Origin of the sequence: Klebsiella sp. TF21-TM (assembly GCF_019753495.1) — a bacterium.
GTDB classification, from domain to species: Bacteria; Pseudomonadota; Gammaproteobacteria; order Enterobacterales; family Enterobacteriaceae; genus Klebsiella; species Klebsiella quasipneumoniae.
In genome coordinates this window covers 60,090-85,218 of sequence record NZ_JAIJYL010000009.1, presented here as the reverse complement: position 1 = coordinate 85,218, position 25,129 = coordinate 60,090, and the positions used below count along the sequence as shown (strand labels likewise).

The 25,129-nt window shown below is 58.8% G+C and carries 17 protein-coding genes; 13 read left to right on the top strand and 4 right to left on the bottom strand.

What is annotated here, in order from left to right:
- The first annotated feature begins 1 nt into the window (after position 1).
- From K5R89_RS10860 to K5R89_RS10850, 3 genes are all read left to right on the top strand, one after another.
- A complete protein-coding gene (locus tag K5R89_RS10860; protein ID WP_023290834.1) occupies positions 2-1,342 on the top strand; it encodes an enolase C-terminal domain-like protein in 1,341 nt (446 codons plus the stop codon).
- Positions 1,343-1,360: 18 nt separating this feature from the next.
- Positions 1,361-2,701, top strand: coding sequence for a glucarate dehydratase (gene gudD, locus K5R89_RS10855; RefSeq protein ID WP_060591965.1), 1,341 nt, complete (start codon positions 1,361-1,363; stop codon positions 2,699-2,701).
- A gap of 72 nt (positions 2,702-2,773) precedes the next feature.
- Positions 2,774-3,913, top strand: coding sequence for a glycerate kinase (locus tag K5R89_RS10850; RefSeq protein WP_217259450.1), 1,140 nt, complete (start codon positions 2,774-2,776; stop codon positions 3,911-3,913).
- Positions 3,914-4,243: 330 nt separating this feature from the next.
- Here the strand turns inward: K5R89_RS10850 and barA are convergent, their stop codons facing one another.
- Positions 4,244-6,994, bottom strand: coding sequence for a two-component sensor histidine kinase BarA (barA, locus tag K5R89_RS10845; protein ID WP_217259449.1), 2,751 nt, complete (start codon positions 6,992-6,994; stop codon positions 4,244-4,246).
- A gap of 112 nt (positions 6,995-7,106) precedes the next feature.
- Here barA and rlmD point away from each other — a divergent pair, with 112 nt between their 5' ends.
- From rlmD to eno, 5 genes are all read left to right on the top strand, one after another.
- Positions 7,107-8,411 (top strand): 23S rRNA (uracil(1939)-C(5))-methyltransferase RlmD, encoded by a 1,305-nt coding sequence (rlmD, locus tag K5R89_RS10840; protein WP_048335138.1) that lies wholly within the window; start codon positions 7,107-7,109, stop codon positions 8,409-8,411.
- A 121-nt stretch (positions 8,412-8,532) separates the two neighbouring features.
- A complete protein-coding gene (gene relA / locus K5R89_RS10835) occupies positions 8,533-10,770 on the top strand; it encodes a GTP diphosphokinase (RefSeq protein WP_023290829.1) in 2,238 nt (745 codons plus the stop codon).
- Between the two features lie 111 nt (positions 10,771-10,881).
- Positions 10,882-11,673, top strand: a complete 792-nt coding sequence (mazG, locus tag K5R89_RS10830; RefSeq protein WP_023290828.1) for a nucleoside triphosphate pyrophosphohydrolase — start codon at positions 10,882-10,884, stop codon at positions 11,671-11,673.
- 280 nt (positions 11,674-11,953) lie between these two features.
- On the top strand, positions 11,954-13,591 hold the full coding sequence (gene pyrG, locus K5R89_RS10825; protein ID WP_023290827.1) for a glutamine hydrolyzing CTP synthase: 1,638 nt from the start codon (positions 11,954-11,956) through the stop codon (positions 13,589-13,591).
- Between the two features lie 81 nt (positions 13,592-13,672).
- Positions 13,673-14,971 carry a phosphopyruvate hydratase gene (gene eno, locus K5R89_RS10820; RefSeq protein WP_002915213.1) on the top strand — a complete coding sequence of 433 codons (1,299 nt, stop codon included), beginning with the start codon at positions 13,673-13,675 and terminating at the stop codon, positions 14,969-14,971.
- 63 nt (positions 14,972-15,034) lie between these two features.
- On the opposite strand, the gene K5R89_RS10815 is transcribed toward eno, so the two are convergent.
- Positions 15,035-16,144, bottom strand: a complete 1,110-nt coding sequence (locus K5R89_RS10815; protein WP_023290826.1) for an SDR family oxidoreductase — start codon at positions 16,142-16,144, stop codon at positions 15,035-15,037.
- 478 nt (positions 16,145-16,622) lie between these two features.
- Between K5R89_RS10815 and queE the strand changes: the two genes are divergently transcribed.
- The gene (queE, locus tag K5R89_RS10810) at positions 16,623-17,294 is read left to right on the top strand and encodes a 7-carboxy-7-deazaguanine synthase QueE (protein WP_023290825.1); all 672 of its coding nucleotides are present in this window, start codon (positions 16,623-16,625) and stop codon (positions 17,292-17,294) included.
- A gap of 40 nt (positions 17,295-17,334) precedes the next feature.
- On the opposite strand, the gene queD is transcribed toward queE, so the two are convergent.
- Positions 17,335-17,700 carry a 6-carboxytetrahydropterin synthase QueD gene (gene queD, locus K5R89_RS10805; protein WP_004174641.1) on the bottom strand — a complete coding sequence of 122 codons (366 nt, stop codon included), beginning with the start codon at positions 17,698-17,700 and terminating at the stop codon, positions 17,335-17,337.
- A 316-nt stretch (positions 17,701-18,016) separates the two neighbouring features.
- Between queD and cysJ the strand changes: the two genes are divergently transcribed.
- The 3 genes from cysJ (at position 18,017) to cysH (ending at position 22,361) form a co-directional block, all read left to right on the top strand.
- Complete coding sequence (cysJ, locus tag K5R89_RS10800) at positions 18,017-19,816, top strand: NADPH-dependent assimilatory sulfite reductase flavoprotein subunit (RefSeq protein WP_023290824.1); 1,800 nt, start codon at positions 18,017-18,019, stop codon at positions 19,814-19,816.
- Positions 19,816-21,528: an assimilatory sulfite reductase (NADPH) hemoprotein subunit gene (gene cysI, locus K5R89_RS10795; protein ID WP_217259448.1), complete on the top strand. Its 1,713-nt coding sequence runs from the start codon at positions 19,816-19,818 to the stop codon at positions 21,526-21,528. Before cysJ ends, cysI begins: the two co-directional genes overlap by 1 nt.
- 98 nt (positions 21,529-21,626) lie before the next feature.
- A complete protein-coding gene (gene cysH, locus K5R89_RS10790) occupies positions 21,627-22,361 on the top strand; it encodes a phosphoadenosine phosphosulfate reductase (protein ID WP_050533561.1) in 735 nt (244 codons plus the stop codon).
- Positions 22,362-22,429: 68 nt separating this feature from the next.
- On the opposite strand, the gene K5R89_RS10785 is transcribed toward cysH, so the two are convergent.
- Positions 22,430-23,476, bottom strand: a complete 1,047-nt coding sequence (locus tag K5R89_RS10785; protein WP_117145586.1) for an aminopeptidase — start codon at positions 23,474-23,476, stop codon at positions 22,430-22,432.
- Between the two features lie 246 nt (positions 23,477-23,722).
- Between K5R89_RS10785 and cysG the strand changes: the two genes are divergently transcribed.
- Positions 23,723-25,129 (top strand): siroheme synthase CysG, encoded by a 1,407-nt coding sequence (gene cysG, locus K5R89_RS10780; protein WP_072096587.1) that lies wholly within the window; start codon positions 23,723-23,725, stop codon positions 25,127-25,129.

Sequence of the window (25,129 nt, the reverse complement as noted above, 5' to 3'; positions counted from 1 at the left end):
CATGACTACTCAATCCAGCCCGATTATTACAGAGATGAAGGTCATTCCGGTGGCCGGACACGACAGCATGCTGCTGAACATCGGCGGGGCGCATAACGCCTGGTTTACCCGCAATATCGTGGTATTGACCGATAACGCCGGCAACACCGGCGTGGGAGAAGCCCCTGGCGGAGAGGTCATCTACCAGACGCTGCTGGCGGCGATCCCGCAGGTGGTAGGTCAGGAGGTCGCCCGTCTCAATCGCGTGGTGCAGCAGGTGCACAAAGGCAATCAGGCGGCGGATTTCGACACCTTTGGCAAAGGGGCATGGACCTTCGAACTGAAAGTCAACGCGGTAGCGGCGCTGGAGGCCGCGCTGCTCGACCTGCTCGGCAAGGTGCTCAATGTGCCGGTCTGCGAGCTGCTGGGCCCGGGTAAGCAGCGTGATGCCGTCACCGTGCTGGGCTACCTGTTCTATATCGGCGATCGGCAGAAAACCGACCTGGGTTATCTGGACCATACGCCGGGCGATCACGAATGGTATCGCCTGCGCCACCAGCAGGCGCTGAGCAGCGAAGCGGTGGTGCGCCTCGCGGAAGCCGCTCAGGATCGCTACGGTTTCAAAGACTTTAAGCTGAAGGGCGGCGTGCTGCCCGGCGAGCAGGAAATTGACACCGCCCGGGCGCTGAAAAAGCGCTTTCCGGACGCGCGCATCACCGTCGATCCTAACGGCGCCTGGCTGCTGGATGAGGCGATCGCCCTGTGCAAAGGGCTGCAGGATGTTCTGACCTACGCCGAAGATCCGTGCGGCGCCGAGCAGGGCTTCTCCGGCCGGGAGGTGATGGCCGAGTTCCGCCGCGCCACCGGGCTGCCGGTCGCCACCAATATGATCGCCACCAACTGGCGCGAGATGGGTCATGCGGTGATGCTCAACGCCGTCGATATTCCGCTGGCGGACCCGCACTTCTGGACGCTCTCCGGCGCGGTACGAGTGGCGCAGCTGTGCGACGACTGGGGGCTTACCTGGGGCTGCCATTCCAACAACCATTTTGATATTTCCCTGGCGATGTTTACCCACGTCGGCGCCGCCGCGCCGGGCCATCCCACCGCCATCGACACCCACTGGATCTGGCAGGAAGGCGACGCGCGCCTGACCAAAAATCCGCTGCAGATTATTAACGGCAAGATTGCCGTGCCAGACGCGCCGGGACTCGGCGTGGAACTTGACTGGGAGCAGGTGCGCAGAGCCCATGAGGCCTATAAAGCGCTGCCGGGCGGCGCGCGCAACGACGCGGGCCCGATGCAGTACCTGATCCCCGGCTGGACATTCGACCGCAAACGTCCTGTTTTCGGCCGCCACTAATTACAAAAGGATGATGCTATGACGACTTTCTCTTCCACGCCCGTTGTCACCACCATGCAGGTGATCCCGGTTGCCGGCCATGACAGTATGCTGATGAATCTGAGCGGGGCCCACGCTCCGTACTTCACCCGCAATATCGTGATTATCAAAGATAACGCCGGCCATACAGGCGTCGGTGAAATTCCGGGGGGCGAAAAAATTCGCCAGACTCTGGAGGATGCCATTCCGCTGGTGGTGGGCAAAACGCTGGGCGAGTATAAAAACGTGCTCGGCGCGGTGCGCAATCAGTTCGCCGACCGTGACGCCGGCGGCCGCGGCCTGCAGACCTTTGACCTGCGAACCACCATCCACGTGGTGACCGGGATCGAAGCGGCGCTGCTGGACCTGCTGGGCCAGCACCTTGGGGTCAACGTCGCCTCGCTGCTCGGCGATGGGCAACAGCGCAGTGAAGTTGAAATGCTGGGCTACCTGTTCTTTATCGGTAACCGCCACGCCACGCCGCTGGCCTATCAGAGCCAGCCGGATGAACAGTGCGAGTGGTATCGCCTGCGCCATGAAGAGGCAATGACGCCGGATGCGGTGGTCCGCCTCGCGGAAGCGGCCTATGAAAAATATGGTTTCAACGACTTTAAGCTGAAGGGCGGCGTACTGGCCGGTTTTGAAGAAGCCGAAGCGATCAGCGCCCTGGCGAAGCGCTTCCCGGATGCCCGCGTGACCCTCGATCCGAACGGCGCCTGGCTGCTTGAAGAAGCCATTCAGATTGGCAAGCAGCTGAAGGGCGTGCTGGCCTATGCTGAGGATCCGTGCGGCGCTGAGCAGGGCTTCTCCGGCCGCGAAGTGATGGCGGAGTTCCGTCGCGCGACGGGCCTGCCGACCGCCACCAATATGATCGCCACCGACTGGCGGCAGATGGGCCATACGCTCTCCCTGCAGTCGGTGGATATCCCGCTGGCGGACCCGCACTTCTGGACCATGCAGGGGTCGGTTCGCGTGGCGCAGATGTGTCATGAGTTCGGCCTGACCTGGGGTTCGCACTCCAATAACCACTTCGACGTGTCGCTGGCGATGTTCACCCACGTCGCGGCTGCGGCGCCGGGCAAGATCACCGCTATCGATACCCACTGGATCTGGCAGGAGGGCAACCAGCGTCTGACCAAACAACCGTTTGAAATTAAAGGCGGAATGGTGCAGGTGCCGAGCACGCCGGGTCTGGGGGTTGAGCTGGATATGGACCGCGTCATGCAGGCAAATGAGCTATATAAGAAACATGGCCTTGGCGCCCGCGACGATGCGATGGCGATGCAGTACCTGATCCCGGGCTGGACCTTTGACAACAAGCGTCCATGCATGGTGCGCTAAAAGGCCGCTGGCCTCTGCGGGGGCCGGCATTGCGCGATAGCGACAGGGGTTAGCTCAAAGTAAGGACTGCAGATGAAAATAGTGATCGCACCGGATTCCTGGAAGGAGAGCCTGACCGCGCTGGAAGTAGCCAGTGCGATAGAGCAAGGCTTTCGCGAGATTTATCCTGACGCGGAATATGTCAGGCTGCCGGTTGCCGACGGTGGGGAAGGGACGGTGGAAGCCATGGTGGCGGCGACCGGCGGGCATCAGGTGCCGCTGACGGTGACCGGGCCGCTGGGGGAGCCGGTAGAGGCATTTTATGGGCTGTCCGGCGATCGCCAGTGCGCCTTTATCGAAATGGCGGCGGCCAGCGGGCTGGAAAGCGTTCCCCCGGCGCAGCGTAACCCGCTGCTGACCACCTCCTGGGGCACCGGGGAGCTGATTCGCCATGCGCTGGACGCTGGCGTGCGGCAGATCATTATTGGCATTGGCGGCAGCGCGACCAATGACGGCGGCGCCGGCATGGCGCAGGCGCTGGGAGCGAAATTGCTGACCGCCGACGGTCAGCAAATCGCGCCAGGGGGCGGTGCGCTGGAAACGCTGGCGCGCATCGATCTTGGCGAGCTTGATCCACGGCTGGCAGATTGTCGGATTGACGTGGCCTGCGATGTCACCAACCCGTTGACCGGCCCGCAGGGCGCCAGCGCGGTATTCGGCCCGCAAAAAGGGGCGACGGCGCAGATGATCGACCGGCTTGACAGCGGCCTGCGGCACTATGCCCGGATCATCGCCCGTGATTTAGATTGCGACGTGCTGAACCTGGAAGGCGGCGGCGCGGCGGGCGGGATGGGCGCGGCGCTGTATGCGTTTTGTGGCGCTCAACTGCGCCCGGGCATTGAGATTGTCACCGATGCGCTGCAGCTGGCGGAGCGGGTGGCGGATGCTGATTTAGTGATCACCGGCGAAGGACGTATCGACAGTCAGACTATCCACGGCAAGGTGCCGGTGGGAGTGGCCCGGGTGGCGAAGCGATTTAACGTACCGGTGATCGGGATTGCCGGCAGCCTTACCGCCGATGTCGGCGTCGTGCATCAGCACGGGCTGGATGCGGTATTCAGCGTGTTGTACACCATCTGCACGCTGGATGAAGCGCTGGCCAATGCCGCCGCCAACCTGCGGATGACGGCGCGAAACGTCGCCGCGGTTTTGGAGATGGGCGGTAAGCTGTAATCGAGGTATCCCGGCTGGCGCGGCCACCCGGGAATGTCTAAGCGATGTTGAGGCCGCCAGCACCGGCAGTTTTCGCAGCGCAAGCGGGTAAATTAACGGCAGGCTGCACGGACCGTAGGCCGGGCAAGGCGTCGTCGCCGCCCGGCATAAAAGCGGCTCCGTGTCCGCTCTCCTTGCCCGGCGGCGCGATGCCTGGCGAGCCGGGTGCAGGAACCGTAGGCCGGGCAAGGCGTCGCCGCCGCCCGGCATAAAAGCGGCTCCGTGTCCGCTCTTCTTGCCCGGCGGCGCGATGCCTGGCGAGCCGGGTGCAGGCCGGGAAGCCCTGTGGTTTTAGCCCCCCATCCGGCAGGCTTCGCGCGCCACGTTATCCATCTCATCCAACAGCTCAAGCAGCTCCGGCTCCAGATCCTCGGCGGCGGTGCCTGCGCGCAGCTGGCTCTCCAGAGTGTGGCAGAGCTTTTTCAGCCGCGGCACGCCGCTGTAGCTGCAGCTGCCGTGCAGTTTGTGGATCAGATCCACCAGCCCTTCCGGCTGCTCGCCGACCAGTTGCTCTTCCACTTTGTTACGCACCTCCGGCATAAAAGCGATCAGCATCTGCAGCATCTCCCTCGCCAGATCCGGCTTCATCGCCGCCTGACGCAGCGCCAGCTGCCAGTCGAGCGTCTGATTATGGTCGATGACCGGTTCTGCGGGCGGTGTCGCCGCCGGGGCGATGCTGTGTACTCCAGGCTGATAGCGCAGCAGCAGGGCGTGCAGTTTCTCTTCTTCGATCGGCTTCGCCAGATAGTCGTTCATGCCGGCGCTCAGTAGCTTCTCGCGCTGGCCCTCCAGGGCGTGCGCGGTGACGGCGATAACCGGCGTTTGCTGGTGATGCGGCAAATGATGGATAAGCTCACAGGCGCGGATGCCGTCCATATCCGGCATCTGAATATCCATCAGGATCAGATCCATCTGCAGTTGCTTGGCCTTGTCCACCGCCTGCTGCCCGCTGTCGCAGAGGATCACCTGCTGCACAAGGTCATCCAGCAGGGCGCCAATGAGCTTCAGGTTTGCCGGGTTGTCGTCGACGGCCATCACGGTCATCGGCTGCTTATGGCTGTCGGCCTGGGTCAACGGCGCGGAGGCCGTCGCATGATGGGTGGCCACCAGCGCCGGCAGCAGACGGGTGGTGGTGAGCGGTTTCAACAGGCAGGCGGCGATGCCATCGCGCTTCAGGGCTTCGGCGCTGACCTGGGCATGACATGGCAGAGCCAGCAGTACGTTGTCTGACATCGCGCAGGCTTTGGCTAATTTTTCCCGATGCGGCGACAAATCGCGCATTGAGACCGGAATACCGACCAGCAGAATGTCGTACTGGGCTTCCGCCAGCGCAGAGAAGGTGGGGCTGTAAATCACCTCCAGCGGCGTGGCGGCCAGCATCTCCAGCGTGCACTGCGCCGCCGTCGCGTTGGCTTCCACATAGGCCAGACGCTTGCCCGCCAGCCCGTCGGTATTCAGCGTATCCGGAATGGCGTTCGGGTTGAGATCGAGGCTGATATGGAACCAGAAGGTAGAGCCGCGGTTTGGCTGACTGTGGAACGAGATATCGCCGCCCATCTCCTTAACCAGACGCTGGGTGATCACCAGCCCGAGCCCGGTGCCGCCGTGGCGGCGTGAAATACTGGCATCGGCCTGACGGAAGGCCTGGAACAGCCGGGACTGGTCGCGCTCGGGGATGCCGATGCCGGTATCGTGGATCTGAATTTCGATCTGCACCCGCGAATTACTGATGGCCCGCTGCTCCACCAGCACATCGATATTACCGTGCTCGGTAAATTTGATGGCGTTGCCTACGAGGTTGGTCACAATCTGCTGCAGACGCAGCGGGTCGCCGATGACGTTATCCGGCACGTTGTTCTTAATGTTCAGCGTCAGCTCCAGCCCTTTATCGTGCGCGGAATGCGCCAGCAGGGTGACCACCTCATCAAGCGAGGTGCGCAGCAGGAACGGAATGCTCTCCAGGATCAGCTTCCCGGCTTCCAGCTTGGAAAAGTCGAGCACGTCGTTGATGATCGCCAACAGATTATTGGCCGAGCGTTCGATGGTGGTCAGGTGGTCGCGCTGCGTGGCGTTGAGATCGGTTTTCAACGTCAGACGAGTAAAGCCGATCACCCCATTGAGCGGGGTGCGCAGTTCGTGGGACATATTGGCCAGGAATTCAGACTTAATGCGCGCCGCCTCCTGGGCGCGCTTTTTCGCCAGGTCCAGTTCGACGTTCTGAATCTCCATCTGCTCAAGGGTTTCCCGCAGATCGGAGGTCGCCTGGTCGACGTTGTGCTGCATCTCCTCATGGTACGCCGCCAGCGACATGGCCATCGAGTTAATGCCGTTTTTCAGCATATCCAGTTCGCCGAGCATAAAGCCCTCGACGCGGCTGTCCAGCTGTCCGCGGCGGATGCGGTCGACGGTGTTGACCATATTGCGGATAGGGCCGGTGACGTCGCGCATCAGGCGCCAGCCGAAGATCAGCGCGATACCGATGCAGAACAGCATCATCACGCTGGAGATGAAAATCTCTTTGTACTGCTGGAGGCGCACCGATTTCAGATCCAGCTCCAGCGCGACGTAGCCCAGCATATTGCCCGGCATTTTGGCATCGGATTCGGGGGATTCATCCGGGGAATAACTTTCCGAGACGATCGGCGTGCGCAGGATCATCATGTCGCCGTCGCGGATGACGCTCAGACGACGGGGAAACGCTTCGCCTTTCGGGATCTGCAGGTCGCTGGGGTTGAGCTGGTAATTGGAGGTGACAAACAAGCGGTTATGCGAATCGTACACCGAGATGGCCCGCACGATCTCCGAGTGGCGACGATGCAGAACGCTGATCAACTGGCCGATAGATTCGCGGTTTTGCAGATTCATGCCATATTCGCTGGAGACCGCCAGCGGCTCAATAATGCTGGTGCCGGCGTCCTCCAACTGACGTTGCAGGTCGTTATAACGGTGAGCGACAAAGAAAACACTGAGCAACAGCCCTATCAGGACGGTTGGCGCCAGAATCAGAATCATCATGCGAGCACGCAGGCTGTAGTTGGTCATGCGGTTCCATTATGGGAGAATATAGACATCATCGTTCGGTGTGCGTCGGTGCGCCTCGCGGCGCTGCCGCTCTGAACGAGCTCGTTTTATTTGATTGAGACAACTCTCTACGATGGCGCAATTCTACTCTGCAAAACGGCGTGTGACGACGCGCCAGATCATAACCGTTACAGTCAACGACCTCGATCCCTTTGGCCAGGGCGTGGCCCGCCACCAGGGGAAAGCGCTATTCATCGGCGGCGTGCTGCCGCAGGAGCAGGCTGAGGTGGTGCTGGTGGAAGACAAAAAGCAGTACGCCCGCGCCCAGGTGAAACGCCGTCTGACCGACAGCCCGCAGCGCCAGGCGCCGCGCTGCCCCCATTTTGGCGTTTGCGGCGGCTGCCAACAGCAGCATGCCAGCATCACGCTTCAGCAGCAAAGTAAACGCGCCGCGCTGGCGCGCCTGATGAAGCGCGAGGTGGATGAGATCATCGCCGGCGAGCCGTGGGGCTATCGCCGGCGCGCGCGCTTAAGCTTGAATTATCAGCCAAAGACCCAACAATTGCAGATGGGTTTTCGTCAGGCCAGCGATAAAGCGATCGTCGATGTGGTGCAGTGCCCTGTTTTGGTGCCCCAACTTGAGGCGCTGCTGCCCGCCGTGCGCGAGTGCTTAAGCGCGCTGAGCGCATTACGCCATCTTGGCCACGTCGAGCTGGTGCTGGCGGACAACGGCCCACTGATGGTGCTGCGCCATACCGCTGCGCTGCCGGCGGCTGACAGGGAAAAACTGGAACGTTTTTCGCAAACTCACGGTCTTTCCCTGTACCTCGCGCCGCAAAGCGAGATACTGGAACATATTCACGGCGAAGCGCCATGGTATACCTCAGACGGACTACGCTTAGTGTTCAGTCCGCGGGATTTTATCCAGGTCAACGACGGCGTGAATCAGCAGATGGTGCGTACCGCGCTGGCGTGGCTGGATCTGCAGCCGGAGGACCGGGTGCTGGATCTGTTCTGCGGGATGGGCAATTTTACCCTGCCGCTGGCGACTCGCGCCGCCCACGTGGTTGGGGTGGAAGGGGTGCCGGCGCTGGTGGAGAAGGGGCGGGAAAACGCCGCCCTCAATGGTTTATCAAATGTCACCTTCTTCCATGAAAATCTGGAAGAGGATGTCACCCGCCAGGCCTGGGCGAAGCATGGCTTTGATAAAGTGCTGCTGGACCCGGCCCGCGCCGGCGCGCCGGGCGTGATGCCGCATATTATAAAACTGGCGCCGCGGCGGGTGGTGTATGTTTCCTGCAACCCGGCGACGCTGGCGCGAGACAGCGAAACCCTGTTGCAGGCTGGATATCAGATTCAACGCCTGGCGATGCTGGATATGTTCCCGCATACCGGTCATCTGGAATCAATGGTGTTGTTTGAGCGCAGGCTTACATAAGGTCATTCACAACGTCGCAGAAGAGCCGCCCCGGCCATCAATGCTGACGCGACCTGCAGGATGACATGTAGAAAGTTGAGGCTTGCCGACTTCGGCAGGCCGGTCCCTTAAGGAGAGGACAATGGTTGCGGTAAGAAGTGCACATCTTAATAAAGCTGGTGAATTTGACCCGAAGAAATGGATCGCGAGTCTGGGGATTTCCAGCCAGCAGTCGTGTGAGCGCTTAGCCGAAACCTGGGATTATTGTCGCGAAAAAACGCAAGGACACCCGCTGGCGGACCTGCTGCTGTGGCGGGGCGTCGAAATGGTGGAGATCCTCTCCACCCTGAGTATGGATATCGATACCCTGCGCGCGGCGCTGTTGTTCCCGCTGGCCGACGGCGAAGTCGTCAGCGAAGAGGTCATGCAGGAGAGCGTGGGTAAATCGGTCGTGACCCTGATTCACGGGGTACGGGACATGGCCGCCATCCGTCAGCTGAAAGCCACTCATACCGACTCGGTATCTTCCGAGCAGGTGGATAACATTCGCCGCATGCTGCTGGCGATGGTTGACGATTTCCGCTGCGTGGTTATCAAGCTTGCCGAACGTATCGCGCATCTGCGCGAGGTCAAGGACGCGCCGGAAGATGAGCGGGTGCTGGCGGCGAAAGAGTGCACCAATATCTATGCTCCCCTGGCTAACCGCTTAGGTATCGGCCAGCTGAAGTGGGAGCTGGAAGATTACTGCTTCCGCTACCTGCACCCGGCAGAGTACAAGCGCATTGCCAAACTGCTCCACGAACGCCGTATCGACCGCGAGCATTATATCGACGAGTTCGTCGGTCACCTGCGGGCAGAAATGAAAGCCGAAGGGGTCAAGGCCGAGGTCTATGGTCGGCCGAAGCATATCTACAGCATCTGGCGCAAAATGCAGAAAAAACACCTCGCCTTTGACGAGCTGTTTGACGTACGCGCGGTGCGCATCGTGGCCGAGCGGTTGCAGGATTGTTATGCCGCGCTGGGGATCGTTCATACCCACTACCGTCACCTGCCGGATGAGTTCGATGACTATGTGGCCAACCCGAAACCCAACGGCTACCAGTCTATCCATACCGTGGTGCTGGGGCCGAGCGGCAAGACCGTGGAGATTCAAATCCGCACCCGGCAGATGCATGAAGACGCCGAGCTGGGCGTAGCCGCGCACTGGAAGTACAAAGAGGGCGCGGGAGCGGGGACCAGCGGCGGCCGCGGCTATGAGGACCGTATTGCCTGGCTGCGCAAGCTGATTGCCTGGCAGGAAGAGATGGCCGACTCCGGCGAAATGCTCGACGAAGTGCGCAGCCAGGTCTTTGACGACCGGGTGTATGTCTTTACGCCGAAAGGCGACGTGGTGGACCTGCCGGCGGGGTCGACGCCGCTCGATTTTGCCTACCATATCCACAGCGACGTCGGTCATCGCTGTATCGGCGCCAAAATTGGCGGCCGCATCGTGCCGTTCACCTATCAGCTGCAGATGGGCGATCAGATCGAAATCATTACCCAGAAGCAGCCGAACCCGAGCCGCGACTGGCTCAACCCTAACCTCGGCTATGTCACCACCAGCCGCGGACGCTCCAAAATTCACGCCTGGTTCCGTAAGCAGGACCGCGACAAGAACATTCTTGCCGGCCGACAGATCCTTGACGACGAGCTGGAGCATCTGGGCATCAGCCTGAAGGATGCGGAAAAGCACCTGCTGCCGCGCTACAACTTCAACGAGCTCGATGAACTGCTGGCGGCCATCGGCGGCGGCGATATCCGTCTCAACCAGATGGTCAACTTCCTGCAGGCGCAGTTCAATAAACCGAGCGCCGCCGAGCAGGATGCGGCAGCGCTGAAGCAGTTGCAGCAGAAAACCTATGCTCCGCAGAACCGCACCAAGGACAATGGCCGGGTGGTGGTGGAAGGGGTTGGCAATCTGATGCACCATATTGCCCGCTGCTGCCAGCCGATCCCGGGCGATGAGATCGTCGGCTTTATCACCCAGGGGCGCGGGATTTCCGTGCATCGCGCCGACTGCGATCAGCTCGCTGAACTGCAGTCGCATGCCCCGGAGCGCATCGTCGATGCGGTATGGGGCGAAAGCTACTCGGCCGGATATTCGCTGGTGGTCAGGGTGGAGGCGAACGATCGCAGCGGGTTACTGCGCGATATCACCACCATCCTCGCCAATGAGAAGGTAAACGTGCTGGGCGTTGCCAGCCGCAGCGATACCCGTCAGCAGCTGGCCACCATCGATATGACCATCGAGATTTACAACCTGCAGGTGCTGGGCCGGGTGCTCGGTAAACTGAACCAGGTGCCTGATGTCATTGACGCGCGCCGTCTGCACGGCGGTTAATTCGTCTCCAGGCCGGATAAGGCGAAGCCGCCATCCGGCAATTTCGCCACGTCGGATAAGGTCGAAACGCCTTATCCGGCCGACTATTTTTTACATTTCCAGGATTGTCACATGACCCAAATCGACCGCTTGCTCGGCATCATGCGCCGCCTGCGCGACCCGGAAAACGGCTGCCCGTGGGATAAAGAGCAGACCTTTGCCTCCATCGCTCCCTATACCCTCGAAGAAACCTATGAAGTGCTGGACGCCATTTCGCGAGAGGATTTTGACGACCTGCGCGGTGAGCTGGGCGATCTGCTGTTCCAGGTGGTGTTCTATGCGCAGATGGCGCAGGAAGAGGGACGTTTTAACTTTGACGATATCTGCGCCGCCATCAGCGACAAGCTGGAGCGCCGCCATCCCCATATCTTCGCTGATGCCACCGCGGGAAACAGCAGCGAAGTCCTGGCCCGCTGGGAGCAGATCAAAAGCGCGGAGCGGGCGGAAAAAGCCCAGCACTCGGCGCTGGACGACATTCCGCATAGCCTGCCGGCGCTGATGCGCGCGCATAAAATCCAGCGTCGCTGCTCGGCGGTCGGTTTTGACTGGACCTCGCTGGGCCCGGTGCTCGACAAGGTGCATGAAGAAATTGATGAAGTGATGCATGAAGCGCAGCAGGCGGTGGTGGATGAAGCGAAACTGGAAGAGGAAGTGGGCGATCTGCTGTTCGCCACGGTGAATTTATCCCGCCATTTAGGGGTCAAAGCCGAGGTGGCGCTGCAGAAGGCGAACCTCAAATTCGAGCGCCGCTTCCGCGAAGTCGAGCGCATTGTCGCTGCCCGCGGCCTGGAAATGACCGGCGTCGACCTTGATACCATGGAAGAAGTATGGCAACAGGTAAAACGCCAGGAAACTGATCTCTAACGAGTTTTCGTGATCAAGCGCGATTTGTGTGATTTTATAAATAACAAGCGCTTGATTTACGTCAAAAACATTTCGCCAAAAGCGTCTATTTTCTCTTTCCGTTATGTCGTTGAAACACCATGTAGCCTGCCTCTTCGAGTTGTTCGGGTCGCAACACAGGTGCAACTTGAAGAACGAAGGGGAGGGGAAGAATGAAAGTTTGTGGCGTCACGCATGTTCGGGTATACTACTTTCCCGTCCTGGTTATTCCATCGTTTTACCCTAACTTCTCAGGTTCAGCATGACAACGAACTATATTTTTGTGACCGGCGGGGTCGTATCCTCTCTGGGTAAAGGCATTGCCGCAGCCTCCCTGGCAGCCATTCTTGAAGCCCGTGGTCTCAACGTGACCATCATGAAACTGGATCCGTATATCAACGTCGATCCGGGCACCATGAGCCCAATCCAGCATGGGGAAGTGTTCGTTACTGAAGACGGCGCAGAAACCGATCTGGACCTGGGCCACTACGAGCGTTTCATCCGTACCAAGATGACTCGCCGCAACAACTTCACCACCGGCCGTATTTACTCTGACGTGCTGCGCAAAGAGCGCCGTGGCGACTACCTGGGCGCGACCGTTCAGGTTATTCCGCACATCACCAACGCTATCAAAGAGCGTGTGCTGGCGGGCGGCGAAGGCCATGACGTGGTGCTGGTGGAGATCGGCGGTACCGTCGGCGATATCGAATCCCTGCCGTTCCTCGAAGCCATTCGTCAGATGGCGGTAGAGATTGGCCGCGAGCATACCCTGTTTATGCACCTGACTCTGGTGCCGTACATGGCCGCCGCGGGCGAAGTCAAAACCAAACCGACTCAGCACTCCGTGAAAGAGCTGCTCTCCATCGGTATCCAGCCTGACATCCTGATCTGCCGCTCCGATCGCGCTGTTCCGGCCAACGAACGGGCGAAAATTGCTTTGTTCTGTAACGTTCCGGAAAAGGCTGTTATTTCTCTGAAAGACGTCGATTCCATTTATAAAATTCCAGGCCTGTTGAAATCTCAGGGGCTGGACGATTATATTTGTAAACGATTCAGCTTAACTTGTCCGGAAGCAAACCTGGCCGAATGGGAACAGGTAATCTATGAAGAAGCCAATCCGGCAGGCGAAGTCACCATCGGTATGGTCGGTAAGTACATTGAACTGCCGGACGCCTACAAGTCGGTGATTGAAGCGCTGAAACACGGTGGTCTGAAAAACCGCGTCACCGTCAACATCAAGCTGATCGATTCGCAGGATGTGGAAACGCGCGGCGTCGAAATCCTCAAGGATTTAGATGCTATCCTTATCCCGGGCGGCTTCGGCTACCGCGGTGTGGAAGGTAAGATCGCCACCGCGCGCTATGCGCGTGAGAACAATATTCCTTATCTGGGCATTTGCCTGGGTATGCAGGTTGCGCTGATTGAGTTCGCGCGCAACGTAGCGGGTATGGAAAACGCCAACTCGACGGAATTTGTGCCAGACTGTAAATACCCGGTTGTGGCCCTGATTACCGAATGGCGTGACGAAGATGGCAACGTCGAAGTCCGCTCCGAGAAGAGCGATCTGGGCGGCACCATGCGCCTGGGCGCGCAGCAGTGCCAGCTGGATGATGATTCTCTGGTACGCCAGCTGTACGGCGAGCCGACCATCACCGAGCGCCATCGTCACCGCTACGAAGTCAACAACATGTTGTTGAAACCGATTGAAGCTGCCGGTCTGCGCGTTGCGGGCCGTTCCGGGGATGATCAGTTGGTCGAGATCATCGAAGTGCCGAACCATCCGTGGTTTGTGGCCTGCCAGTTCCACCCGGAGTTTACTTCGACGCCGCGTGATGGACACCCGCTGTTTGCCGGCTTTGTGAAAGCCGCCAGCGAGTACCAGAAACGCCAGGCGAAGTAAAAAGAGTTAGAACGGCAATGCACCCATCCGGGTGCATTGTTTGTCTGGAGTTTTAGTTTAACTTGTACTGAGGAAAACCTAATGTCCAAAATCGTTAAAGTCATCGGTCGTGAAATCATCGACTCCCGTGGTAACCCGACTGTTGAAGCCGAAGTACACCTGGAAGGTGGTTTCGTCGGTATGGCAGCTGCTCCGTCAGGTGCTTCTACTGGTTCCCGCGAAGCGCTGGAACTGCGCGATGGCGACAAATCCCGTTTCCTGGGTAAAGGCGTAACCAAAGCTGTTGCTGCGGTAAACGGCCCGATCGCTCAGGCAATCCTGGGCAAAGATGCCAAAGATCAGGCTGGCATCGACAAGATCATGATCGACCTGGACGGTACTGAAAACAAATCTAACTTCGGTGCGAACGCAATCCTGGCCGTTTCTCTGGCGAACGCCAAAGCAGCAGCTGCCTCCAAAGGCCTGCCGCTGTACGCGCACATCGCTGAACTGAACGGCACTCCGGGCAAATACTCCATGCCGGTTCCGATGATGAACATCATCAACGGCGGTGAGCACGCTGACAACAACGTCGACATCCAGGAATTCATGATTCAGCCGGTTGGCGCGCCGACCCTGAAAGAAGCAGTACGCATGGGTTCTGAAGTGTTCCATCACCTGGCGAAAGTGCTGAAGTCCAAAGGCATGAACACTGCCGTTGGTGACGAAGGCGGCTACGCGCCGAACCTGGGTTCCAACGCCGAAGCGCTGGCTGTTATCGCTGAAGCGGTTAAAGCTGCAGGCTACGAGCTGGGCAAAGACATCACCCTGGCGATGGACTGCGCAGCGTCTGAATTCTACAAAGACGGTAAATACGTTCTGGCCGGCGAAGGCAACAAAGCGTTCACCTCTGAAGAGTTCACTCACTTCCTGGAAGAGCTGACCAAACAGTACCCGATCGTCTCCATCGAAGATGGCCTGGACGAATCTGACTGGGAAGGTTTCGCTTACCAGACCAAAGTACTGGGCGACAAAATCCAGCTGGTTGGTGACGACCTGTTCGTAACCAACACCAAGATCCTGAAAGAAGGCATCGAAAAAGGCATCGCTAACTCCATCCTGATCAAATTCAACCAGATTGGTTCTCTGACCGAAACTCTGGCGGCTATCAAGATGGCGAAAGACGCTGGCTACACCGCTGTCATCTCTCACCGTTCTGGCGAAACTGAAGACGCGACCATTGCCGACCTGGCTGTGGGTACCGCAGCAGGCCAGATCAAAACTGGTTCTATGAGCCGTTCTGACCGCGTTGCTAAATACAACCAGCTGATTCGTATCGAAGAAGCGCTGGGTGAGCAAGCGCCGTTCAACGGTCGTAAAGAGATCAAAGGCCAGGCTTAATCCTGTCTTTGTGAAATAAGCATGCCAGCCTTCGGGCTGGCATTTTTTTTATGCCTGCGGCCATTATTTAAAGTCGACAGCCATTTGCTGAGGGATCGACAGCCCGCGAGTGGTTTCCACGCAGCGGTCGATGTAATCGGTAAAGCGCGGCGGTTTTGGCATCCCCATGCTCAGCAGCTTATCGTTGCTAAAGCGCACGTTCAGCGTGGCGAACGCGCCATATAAGCGCATCGCTTTCAGCATCAGTCGCTCATTGCACGGCCCAAAAATTCCTTTCAGTTCGCGACGCATTTTGACCAGCGTTTCATAGCTCACCTGGGCGTACTTGTCTCCCACCGGCGCCTGCTCCAGCGCCAGGGCCATCGCCCGGTCGATTTCGGCAAACTTCACGCTGTTCTCCTCGCCGGCAGAGATATGCACCACCTCGCCGCGGGCCAGCGGCTGGTTAAGCAGCATCAGCAGGGCATCGGCGCAGTAGTCCACCGGAATAACATCGATCCGATCCTCCATCGCGCACATAAATTTCTGCAGCATCAGCCCCATGCTGAACACCCAGAAAATACTGCTGGAAGGCCGGCAGCCATGATGGGTATGGCCCACCACAATAGAAGGGCGGGCAATGACCAGCGGTAGCGTAGGGCAGTGCTGCTGCATCAGTTGCTCGATGGCCGATTTCGAGTGGGTATATTCCACCAGATGCTCGGCGCGCTGCCGAAACTCCGCGCTCTCGGCGACCAGCGAATCCGGCTCCGGTGAGCAGGACATTGCGGTGCCGACGTGAAGAAAACGCTGCAGACCCGCCACCTGCGCCATCCGTTGCGCCAGACGCAGCGTACCCGCAACGTTAACCTTCCAGATGAGCGGGTTGCTGCCAAATGAGGCGACAGCGGCGCAGTTGAGGACATGGGTAACTTGCTCAAGCCGCGGGTCGTTAAGAAAATGCTCCGGAGAGGCGAGATCGCCCAGCAGGATCTGCTGCGGGCGCAGCATCGCCAGTTTCTCCTCGGCGATGTTGAACTTACGCATGTTCTCCTTGACCCGCTCCAGGCCTGCGTCGGGACTGTCGGCACGCACCAGCAGCAGCAGATCTAACTGGCTATCCTGATGGAGTATTTTCTCTAACGCCGCGCCGCCCAGAAAACCGGTGACGCCGGTAATGAATAATGTGGTCATAAACGCTATCTCATTATGGTTGGTCTGCGGGATTCTAGGAGGGACAAAGTAAACGACGATTAAATAAAAAATGGCGGGCAACAGGACTTTATTAAGAGGGGCTTAAGCTTATTTTCGGCGGTGGATTGGATTCGACTCTCAGACCAGATAAATAATTCACTCTTTCATGTATCAGTTTGTACACTGCTGTATTTAAAGATATTTTTGTGTTTATACTGACATTTAATATATTCTGGTTTATAACGCGAAAAACATCTTCTGTTACATCTTTCTTTACGGTGGCATGGCGCGCCGTTTATTTTAATCCTTACCACACTAATGAAATAAACGAAAACAGAGGCATGCTTTTAATTAACAATGAATAACCTCCGGGGAGAGAAAGCGACGCCGTGAGGGAAAAAACGATCGCAGCGCAGGACAAGACCTGGACAGTGAAATCTGCGATAATAAATGTTTATCACCCTAAACAGAGATGACTATGCAGTACCCGATTAACGAGATGTTCCAGACCCTGCAAGGCGAGGGTTACTTCACCGGCGTGCCTGCCATTTTTATTCGTCTGCAGGGATGCCCGGTAGGATGCGCGTGGTGTGACACCAAGCATACCTGGGACAAACTGGCCGATCGGGAAGTGTCGTTGTTCAGTATCCTGGCGAAAACCAAAGAGAGCGATAAGTGGGGGCCGGCAAGCAGTGAAGATCTGCTGGCGATTATCGGTCGTCAGGGGTGGACTGCCCGCCACGTGGTCATTACCGGCGGTGAGCCCTGCATTCATGATTTAACGCCGTTAACCTCACTGCTGGAGCAAAACGGCTTTAGCTGCCAGATTGAAACCAGCGGCACTCACGAAGTTCGCTGTACGCCTCATACCTGGGTGACGGTATCGCCGAAGGTGAATATGCGCGGCGGGTATGACGTGCTGTCTCAGGCCCTGCAGCGGGCGGATGAGATCAAACATCCGGTAGGGCGCGTCCGCGACATCGAAGCGCTGGACGAGCTGCTGGAAACGCTGAGCGATGACAAACCGCGGATCATCGCCCTGCAGCCAATCAGCCAGAAAGAAGACGCGACGCGCCTGTGTATCGACACCTGCATCGCCCGTAACTGGCGCCTGTCCATGCAGACGCATAAATATCTGAATATCGCCTGATAAAAAAGCCCGGCAGCGTACTGACCGGGCTTTTTTTCGCTTACTCGCCGCGATAGACGCAGCCGGCGGTGCAGGTCTCTTTCACCATCACCGCGCTCAGCAGCGGTACCCGCGGTTTCATCTCATCCCAGATCCATTTGGCCAGCACTTCGCTGGTAGGGTTTTCCAGACCGGGGATATCGTTCAGATAATAGTGGTCCAGGCGATCGTAGGTCGGCTTGAAGGCGGCCTTCAGCTCGGCAAAATCCATGATCCACCCGGTATGGGGATCGACTTCACCGGTTATCTCCAGACGCACCATAAAGGAGTGGCCATGCAGGCGACCGCATTTGTGTCCTTCCGGGACGTGCGGCAGGTGGTGGGCGGCTTCGAAGGTGAAATCTTTAAACAGCGTGGTGGACATCATTGACTCTCAACAGGACGAAAAAAACCGCCGTAGGGTACCGGAAAGTACATTTTTTCGCATTAACTAAAACGGCCCTGAACAGAAAATCGACACATTTATCTGGGTTAAGTGAATTAAGTTGTGATATTTCAAATAGTTATTTAATCGATTTTGTTGTTAATAACTACAACTAAAACAGGTTAGTCCATTTGGTTATTTATTATTTCCATCCCTTCTTTAATTGTTACTATGCCCGCCGTTAACCTTCTATTCTCTTCTGTTTTTGTCGCGCTGACAGGGTGCGAATAACAGCTTTGCTTACTGGAACAAACGACGCATGACGACACAGGCCCCACCTTCCAACTTGCTGCCGCTCAACCCGGAGCAACTGGCGCGCCTTCAGGCGGCCACCACTGACTTCACGCCCACTCAGCTCGCCTGGGTGTCTGGCTATTTCTGGGGCGTGCTGAATCAGCAGTCCGGCGCGGCAGCCGCCGTTCCCGCCCCGGCCGCCGAGGTCCCGACGATCACGCTGATTTCCGCTTCGCAAACCGGCAACGCTCGCCGCGTCGCCGAAGCGCTGCGCGACGATCTGCTGGCGGCGAAGCTGAACGTGAAGCTGGTGAATGCAGGCGATTATAAATTCAAACAAATTGCTGCTGAAAAACTGCTGGTGGTCGTGACCTCCACCCAGGGGGAAGGTGAGCCGCCGGAAGAAGCGGTCGCATTGCATAAGTTCCTGTTCTCGAAGAAAGCGCCGAAGCTGGACGGGACCGCATTCGCCGTCTTTGGCCTCGGCGATACCTCTTATGAATTCTTCTGCCAGTCCGGCAAAGATTTCGACAGCAAGCTGGCCGAACTTGGCGCGGAACGCCTGCTCGATCGCGTCGACGCCGACGTTGAATATCAGGCCGCGGCCGCTGAATGGCGCGCGCGCGTCGTTGAGGTGCTTAAGGCCCGTGCGCCGGTCGCCGCGCCCGCTCAGCTGTCAGCCAGCGGCGCAGTGAACGACATTCACACCAGTCCCTACACCAAAGAGGCTCCGCTGACGGCGACCCTGTCGGTCAACCAGAAAATCACCGGCCGCGATTCAGAAAAAGATGTACGCCATATCGAAATTGACCTCGGTGATTCCGGTCTGCGCTATCAGCCGGGCGACGCCCTGGGCGTCTGGTATCAAAACGATCCTCAGCTGGTGAAAGAGCTGGTGGAGCTGCTGTGGCTGAAAGGCGACGAGCCGGTGACCGTCGAGGGCAAAACCCTGCCGCTGGCGGAAGCCCTGCAGTGGCATTTTGAGCTGACGGTTAACACCGCGACTATCGTCGAAAACTACGCCACCCTGACCCGCAGCGAATCGCTGCTGCCGCTGGTGGGCGATAAAGCTCAACTGCAGCAGTATGCCGCCGCGACGCCGATCGTCGATATGGTCCGTTTCTCCCCAGCGCAGCTGGACGCCGAGGCGTTAATCGGTCTGCTGCGCCCGCTGACGCCGCGTCTGTACTCTATTGCCTCCTCGCAGGCGGAAGTGGAGAGCGAAGTGCATGTCACCGTGGGCGTGGTGCGCTATGACATCGAAGGCCGCGCCCGGGCTGGCGGCGCCTCCAGCTTCCTCGCCGACCGCGTGGAAGAGGATGGCGAAGTCCGCGTCTTTATCGAGCACAACGACAACTTCCGTCTGCCGGCTAACCCGGAGACGCCGGTGATCATGATTGGCCCGGGCACCGGTATTGCGCCGTTCCGCGCCTTCATGCAGCAGCGCGCAGCGGACGGGGCGCCAGGTAAGAACTGGCTGTTCTTCGGCAACCCGCACTTCACCGAAGATTTCCTCTATCAGGTGGAGTGGCAGAGCTATGTGAAAGAGGGTCTGCTGACCCGTATCGATCTGGCCTGGTCCCGCGATCAACAACAAAAAATCTATGTGCAGGACAAACTGCGTGAGCAGGGGGCCGAGCTGTGGCGCTGGATCAATGATGGCGCCCACATTTATGTCTGCGGCGACGCCAATCGTATGGCGAAAGACGTGGAACAGACTTTACTGGAAGTGATAGCCGAATACGGCGCGATGGACGCCGAAGCGGCGGACGAATTTTTAAGTGAGCTGCGCGTTGAGCGCCGTTATCAGCGAGATGTCTACTAATGAGCGAAAAACATCCGGGGCCTTTAGTGGTCGAAGGTAAACTGACCGATGCCGAGCGTATGAAGCTCGAGAGCAACTACCTGCGCGGCACCATTGCGGAAGATTTAAACGACGGTCTGACCGGCGGTTTTAAAGGCGATAACTTCCTGCTGATCCGTTTCCACGGTATGTACCAGCAGGACGATCGCGATATCCGCGCGGAGCGCGCCGCTCAGAAGCTGGAGCCGCGTCATGCGATGCTCCTGCGCTGCCGTCTGCCGGGCGGGGTGATCACCACCACCCAGTGGAAGGCGATCGATAAGTTTGCCGCCGAGAACACCATTTACGGCAGTATTCGCCTGACCAACCGGCAGACTTTCCAGTTTCACGGCATTCTGAAAAAGAACGTCAAGCCGGTGCATCAGATGCTGCACTCGGTGGGGCTGGACGCGCTGGCCACCGCCAACGATATGAACCGTAACGTGCTGTGCACCTCCAACCCGTACGAATCGCAGCTCCACGCTGAGGCCTACGAGTGGGCGAAAAAGATCTCCGAGCATTTGCTGCCGCGCACCCGCGCCTATGCCGAGATCTGGCTGGATCAGAAAAAGGTCGCCACCACTGACGAAGAGCCGATCCTCGGTCAGACCTATCTGCCGCGTAAGTTTAAAACCACGGTGGTGATCCCGCCGCAGAACGATATCGATCTGCACGCCAACGACATGAACTTCGTGGCGATCGCCGAAAACGGCAAGCTGGTGGGCTTTAACCTGCTGGTGGGCGGCGGTCTTTCTATCGAACACGGTAACAAAAAAACCTACGCCCGCACGGCGAGCGAATTCGGTTATCTGCCACTGGAGCATACTCTGGCGGTGGCGGAAGCGGTCGTGACTACCCAGCGCGACTGGGGGAACCGTACCGACCGTAAGAATGCGAAAACCAAGTACACCCTTGAGCGCGTTGGCGTTAAAACCTTTAAGGCGGAAGTGGAGCGCCGGGCAGGCATTAAGTTTGAGCCGATCCGCCCGTACGAATTCACTGGCCGCGGCGACCGCATCGGCTGGGTGAAGGGGATTGATGATAAATGGCACCTGACGCTGTTTATTGAAAACGGCCGCATTCTGGATTATCCGGGGCGCCCGCTGAAAACCGGTCTGCTGGAGATTGCTAAGATCCATCAGGGCGAATTCCGCATCACCGCCAATCAGAACCTGATCGTCGCCAGCGTACCGGAAGATCAGAAGGCGCGGATCGAGAAGCTGGCGCGGGATCATGGTCTGATGAATGCCGTCACCCCGCAGCGCGAAAACTCAATGGCCTGCGTCTCCTTCCCGACCTGCCCGCTGGCGATGGCGGAAGCCGAGCGTTTCCTGCCGTCGTTTATCGACAAGGTGGAAGGGGTGATGAGCAAGCATGGCGTGAGCGATGAGCATATCGTCACCCGCGTCACCGGCTGTCCGAACGGCTGCGGCCGCGCGATGCTGGCGGAAGTGGGGCTGGTGGGGAAAGCGCCAGGCCGCTATAACCTGCACATCGGCGGTAACCGCAGCGGCACCCGCATCCCGCGGATGTACCGGGAGAACATTACCGAGTCGGAAATTCTCGACTCGCTAGACCAACTGGTTGGGCGCTGGGCGAAAGAGCGCGAAGCGGGTGAAGGCTTCGGCGACTTTACGGTGCGTGCGGGCATCATTCGCCCGGTGCTCGATCCAGCCCGCGATTTCTGGGAGTAACATCCTGGTGCCCGGTGGCGCGTAGCGATCCGGGCCTGTAAAACCCGTAGGCCGGGCAAACGCAGTGCCGCCCGGCAAAACAGGCAAACGAGGTTCTTATGTCCGTACTCGATCTACACGCGCTTAATGCATTGCCGAAAGTGGAACGCATTCTGGCACTCGCGGAAACCAACGCCCAGCTGGAAAAGCTCGACGCCGAAGGGCGTGTGGCCTGGGCGCTGGAAAACCTGCCGGGAGACTATGTGCTGTCGTCAAGCTTTGGCATTCAGGCGGCGGTGAGTTTGCACCTGGTGAACCAGATCCGCCCGGACATTCCGGTGATCCTTACCGATACCGGTTACCTGTTCCCGGAAACCTACCAGTTTATTGACGAGCTGACGGACAAGCTCAAGCTGAACCTGAAGGTCTACCGCGCGGCCGAAAGCGCGGCCTGGCAGGAGGCGCGCTACGGCAAGCTGTGGGAGCAGGGCGTTGAGGGCATTGAGAAATACAATGAGATCAACAAGGTTGAACCGATGAACCGGGCGCTGAAAGAGCTAAACGCGCAGACGTGGTTTGCCGGTCTGCGCCGCGAGCAGTCGGGCAGTCGGGCGACGCTTCCGGTGCTGGCGGTCCAGCGCGGGGTGTTCAAGGTGTTGCCGATTATCGACTGGGATAACCGGACGGTGTATCAGTATCTGCAAAAGCATGGGCTGAAATACCATCCGCTGTGGGATCAGGGGTATCTGTCGGTAGGCGATACCCACACCACCCGCAAATGGGAGCCGGGCATGGCAGAAGAAGAGACCCGGTTCTTCGGGCTTAAACGCGAGTGCGGATTGCACGAGGGTTGATTAGCGCTTCCTCAGGGAATAGTGTGAAAGAGAACACGCGGGTGATGCCGCGTGTTCATTTACATCCGTCAGCTTTTCTTCTCCACCTTCGCCAGCTCTTTCACCAGCGGCAGCATCACTTTCACGACATCGCGCCCGCGATGCTCGATCCGTCCCGGCAGCGCGTTGTCGATATATTGCTGATTATCCAGCTGAACGTCATGCCAGCTGATTCCCTGCGGGAAGCTGCGCGATTTGCTCCGCTGCTGATAGCCATCTTTCTTGCCTAATGACCAGTTGGTCGCTTCGACCGACAGCACCGGGATCCCCGCGTTGTCGAAGACGCTGGCGTCATTACAGCAGCTGGTGCCTTTCGGGTAAGCCGGATTGAGTCCCGGATTAGTGTAGGCGGCGATGCCTTTGCTGCGGGCGATAGCCAGCGCGCGATCGCGGGTCAGCTTGCGCACCGAGGCCGGCGTGCGGCGGCCGCTGTTAAAGTAAAGCTTATCGCCCACCACCAGGTTATCGAGATTGATCACCAGCAGGGTATTTTTCTTTTCCGCCTCGCTCATCCGCTGCAGCAGGTTTTGCGCGCCGAGACGACCTTCCTCTTCGCCGCTGGTGGCGATAAAGCGAATGCCATAGCGGGTGGGGACGTTCTGTAAATGCTCCGCCAGCTCCAGCATCACCCCGAGCCCCATCGCGTTGTCGTCAATTCCCTGCAGCGTCAGGCCGCCGAGGTTGTTTTCGACGTCTTTATCGCTCTGCGGCGCGTAGGTATCGAGGTGCGCCATGATGATGATTTGCTGGCGAGACTGGCCTTCATGGGCGGCGATCACCGTACTGCCGGTGACGTTATGCCAGTTTTTACGCTGGTTGCTGTCGGTATAGATGTAGCGGGTATTGAAGCTCCGCACGTCGCTTTGATAGCCCATCCGGGCGAACTGCTGGCGCAGATAGTCAGCTGAGAGCATTTCCGGGGGCGTTCCGGTCATTCGTCCCGGGAAGACGGTGGCGATATGGCGAGCCTGACTACTGGCGGTGTCGCCCAGCGCGCTGAATGCGGGGGCGGCGGCGAAAACAAAACCGGTGCCGAGCGCCAGCGGAAGCAGACGGCGGCACAACGCGGAAAACATAAGGGGTCCTTACACGAACGAGACAATTTGACGCGTACAGTATGAAACTGTGACCGCGGTTAAACAATTTCAATTGCTCTTAAATAGCGGAAAAATAGCGTGTTAAGCACTTTTTGATATTTAGATTTCCACCGCGTTATTCCTTTGTGTCACAACTCATTCCATTTCGTAATTTCATTTGCTCTAAGGCGCACCCTATAGTCGCAGTATCGCTGATTGTAAGAGAGTTGTTACCCCGTGGATTACTTGCCCCTTTTTGCCGAACTGAAACAAAGGCCCGTGCTGGTGATCGGCGGCGGAGAGATTGCCGAACGCAAGATCAAGTTTCTGCTGCGCGCCCAGGCGCAGGTGCAGGTGGTCGCCGGGACGCTGTCTCCGGCGCTGGCCGATCTGGCGGCGCGCCAGGCGCTTAGCTGGCGGGCGACGGAATTTAGCGACGCTCTGGTGGATGATGTCTTTCTGGTGATTGCCGCCACGGAGGACGAGGCGCTTAACCAGCGGGTGTTTGCGGCGGCTAACGCGCGCTACCGGCTGGTCAACGTAGTGGATAACCAGGCGCTCTGCTCGTTTGTCTTCCCTTCTATCGTCGACCGTTCGCCGCTGCTGGTGGCGATCTCCTCCAGCGGGAAAGCGCCGGTGCTGTCGCGTATTCTGCGCGAAAAAATCGAAGCGCTGCTGCCGACGAACCTCGGGCGTCTGGCGGAATCGGCGAGCTACTGGCGCAATCATCTGAAAACCCGTCTGACGACCACCGAAGCGCGTCGCCGCTTTTGGGAGCGGGTCTTTACCGGCCGCTTCGCCAGCCTGATGGTGGCGGGCAACGCTGCGGAGGCGGAAAAAGCGCTGCAGGATGAGCTGGATAAGCCTGAACGCGAAACAGGTGAAATTATTCTGGTGGGGGCCGGACCGGGCGATGCCGGGCTGCTGACGCTGCGTGGTTTGCAGGCGATCCAGCAGGCGGACGTGGTTTTCCACGACCATCTGGTGACCCAGCCGGTTCTCGAGCTGGTGCGCCGCGATGCCGAGCTGGTTTGCGTCGGTAAGCGCGCCGGCGAGCACTCGGTGCCGCAGCATGAAACCAATCAGCTGCTGGTGGAGGCGGCGAAGGCGGGGAAAACCGTCGTGCGTCTGAAGGGCGGGGATCCGTTTATTTTTGGCCGCGGCGCAGAAGAGCTGCAGGCTGCCGCCGCCGCGGGCATCCCGTTCCAGGTGGTGCCTGGCGTCACTGCCGCCGCCGGCGCGACGGCCTACGCCGGTATTCCACTGACCCATCGCGATTATGCGCAAAGCGCCGTCTTTGTCACCGGGCACTATAAGCCGGACAGCGCTCCCTTCGACTGGGCGCTGCTGGCGAAGAGCCAACAGACGTTGGCCATTTACATGGGCACCATGAAGGCGGCGGAAATCAGCGCCCAGCTGATCGCCCACGGTCGCGACAGCAATACGCCGGTAGCGGTGATTTCCCGCGGTACCCGTGACGATCAGCAGACGATAACCGGCACATTGCAACAACTCGAACACCTGGCGAAAGACGCCCCGATGCCCGCCCTGCTGGTGGTCGGCGAAGTGGTGCAGCTGCATCAGCAGCTCGCCTGGTTTCAACATACATCATCCGCCGAGGGGTTTAACTCTTCGGTGGTCAATCTGGCTTAA

What these genes read in the sequence shown, in the direction of transcription:
- queD (WP_004174641.1), bottom strand. Translation starts at nt 17,700, where the DNA reads ATGATGTCCACCACGCTGTTTAAAGATTTCACCTTCGAAGCCGCCCAC.
- rlmD (WP_048335138.1), top strand. Translation starts at nt 7,107, where the DNA reads ATGGCGCAATTCTACTCTGCAAAACGGCGTGTGACGACGCGCCAGATC.
- cysH (WP_050533561.1), top strand. Translation starts at nt 21,627, where the DNA reads ATGTCCGTACTCGATCTACACGCGCTTAATGCATTGCCGAAAGTGGAA.
- pyrG (WP_023290827.1), top strand. Translation starts at nt 11,954, where the DNA reads ATGACAACGAACTATATTTTTGTGACCGGCGGGGTCGTATCCTCTCTG.
- K5R89_RS10785 (WP_117145586.1), bottom strand. Translation starts at nt 23,476, where the DNA reads ATGTTTTCCGCGTTGTGCCGCCGTCTGCTTCCGCTGGCGCTCGGCACC.
- K5R89_RS10860 (WP_023290834.1), top strand. Translation starts at nt 2, where the DNA reads ATGACTACTCAATCCAGCCCGATTATTACAGAGATGAAGGTCATTCCG.
- eno (WP_002915213.1), top strand. Translation starts at nt 13,673, where the DNA reads ATGTCCAAAATCGTTAAAGTCATCGGTCGTGAAATCATCGACTCCCGT.
- K5R89_RS10850 (WP_217259450.1), top strand. Translation starts at nt 2,774, where the DNA reads ATGAAAATAGTGATCGCACCGGATTCCTGGAAGGAGAGCCTGACCGCG.
- mazG (WP_023290828.1), top strand. Translation starts at nt 10,882, where the DNA reads ATGACCCAAATCGACCGCTTGCTCGGCATCATGCGCCGCCTGCGCGAC.
- relA (WP_023290829.1), top strand. Translation starts at nt 8,533, where the DNA reads ATGGTTGCGGTAAGAAGTGCACATCTTAATAAAGCTGGTGAATTTGAC.
- barA (WP_217259449.1), bottom strand. Translation starts at nt 6,994, where the DNA reads ATGACCAACTACAGCCTGCGTGCTCGCATGATGATTCTGATTCTGGCG.
- gudD (WP_060591965.1), top strand. Translation starts at nt 1,361, where the DNA reads ATGACGACTTTCTCTTCCACGCCCGTTGTCACCACCATGCAGGTGATC.
- K5R89_RS10815 (WP_023290826.1), bottom strand. Translation starts at nt 16,144, where the DNA reads ATGACCACATTATTCATTACCGGCGTCACCGGTTTTCTGGGCGGCGCG.
- queE (WP_023290825.1), top strand. Translation starts at nt 16,623, where the DNA reads ATGCAGTACCCGATTAACGAGATGTTCCAGACCCTGCAAGGCGAGGGT.
- cysJ (WP_023290824.1), top strand. Translation starts at nt 18,017, where the DNA reads ATGACGACACAGGCCCCACCTTCCAACTTGCTGCCGCTCAACCCGGAG.
- cysI (WP_217259448.1), top strand. Translation starts at nt 19,816, where the DNA reads ATGAGCGAAAAACATCCGGGGCCTTTAGTGGTCGAAGGTAAACTGACC.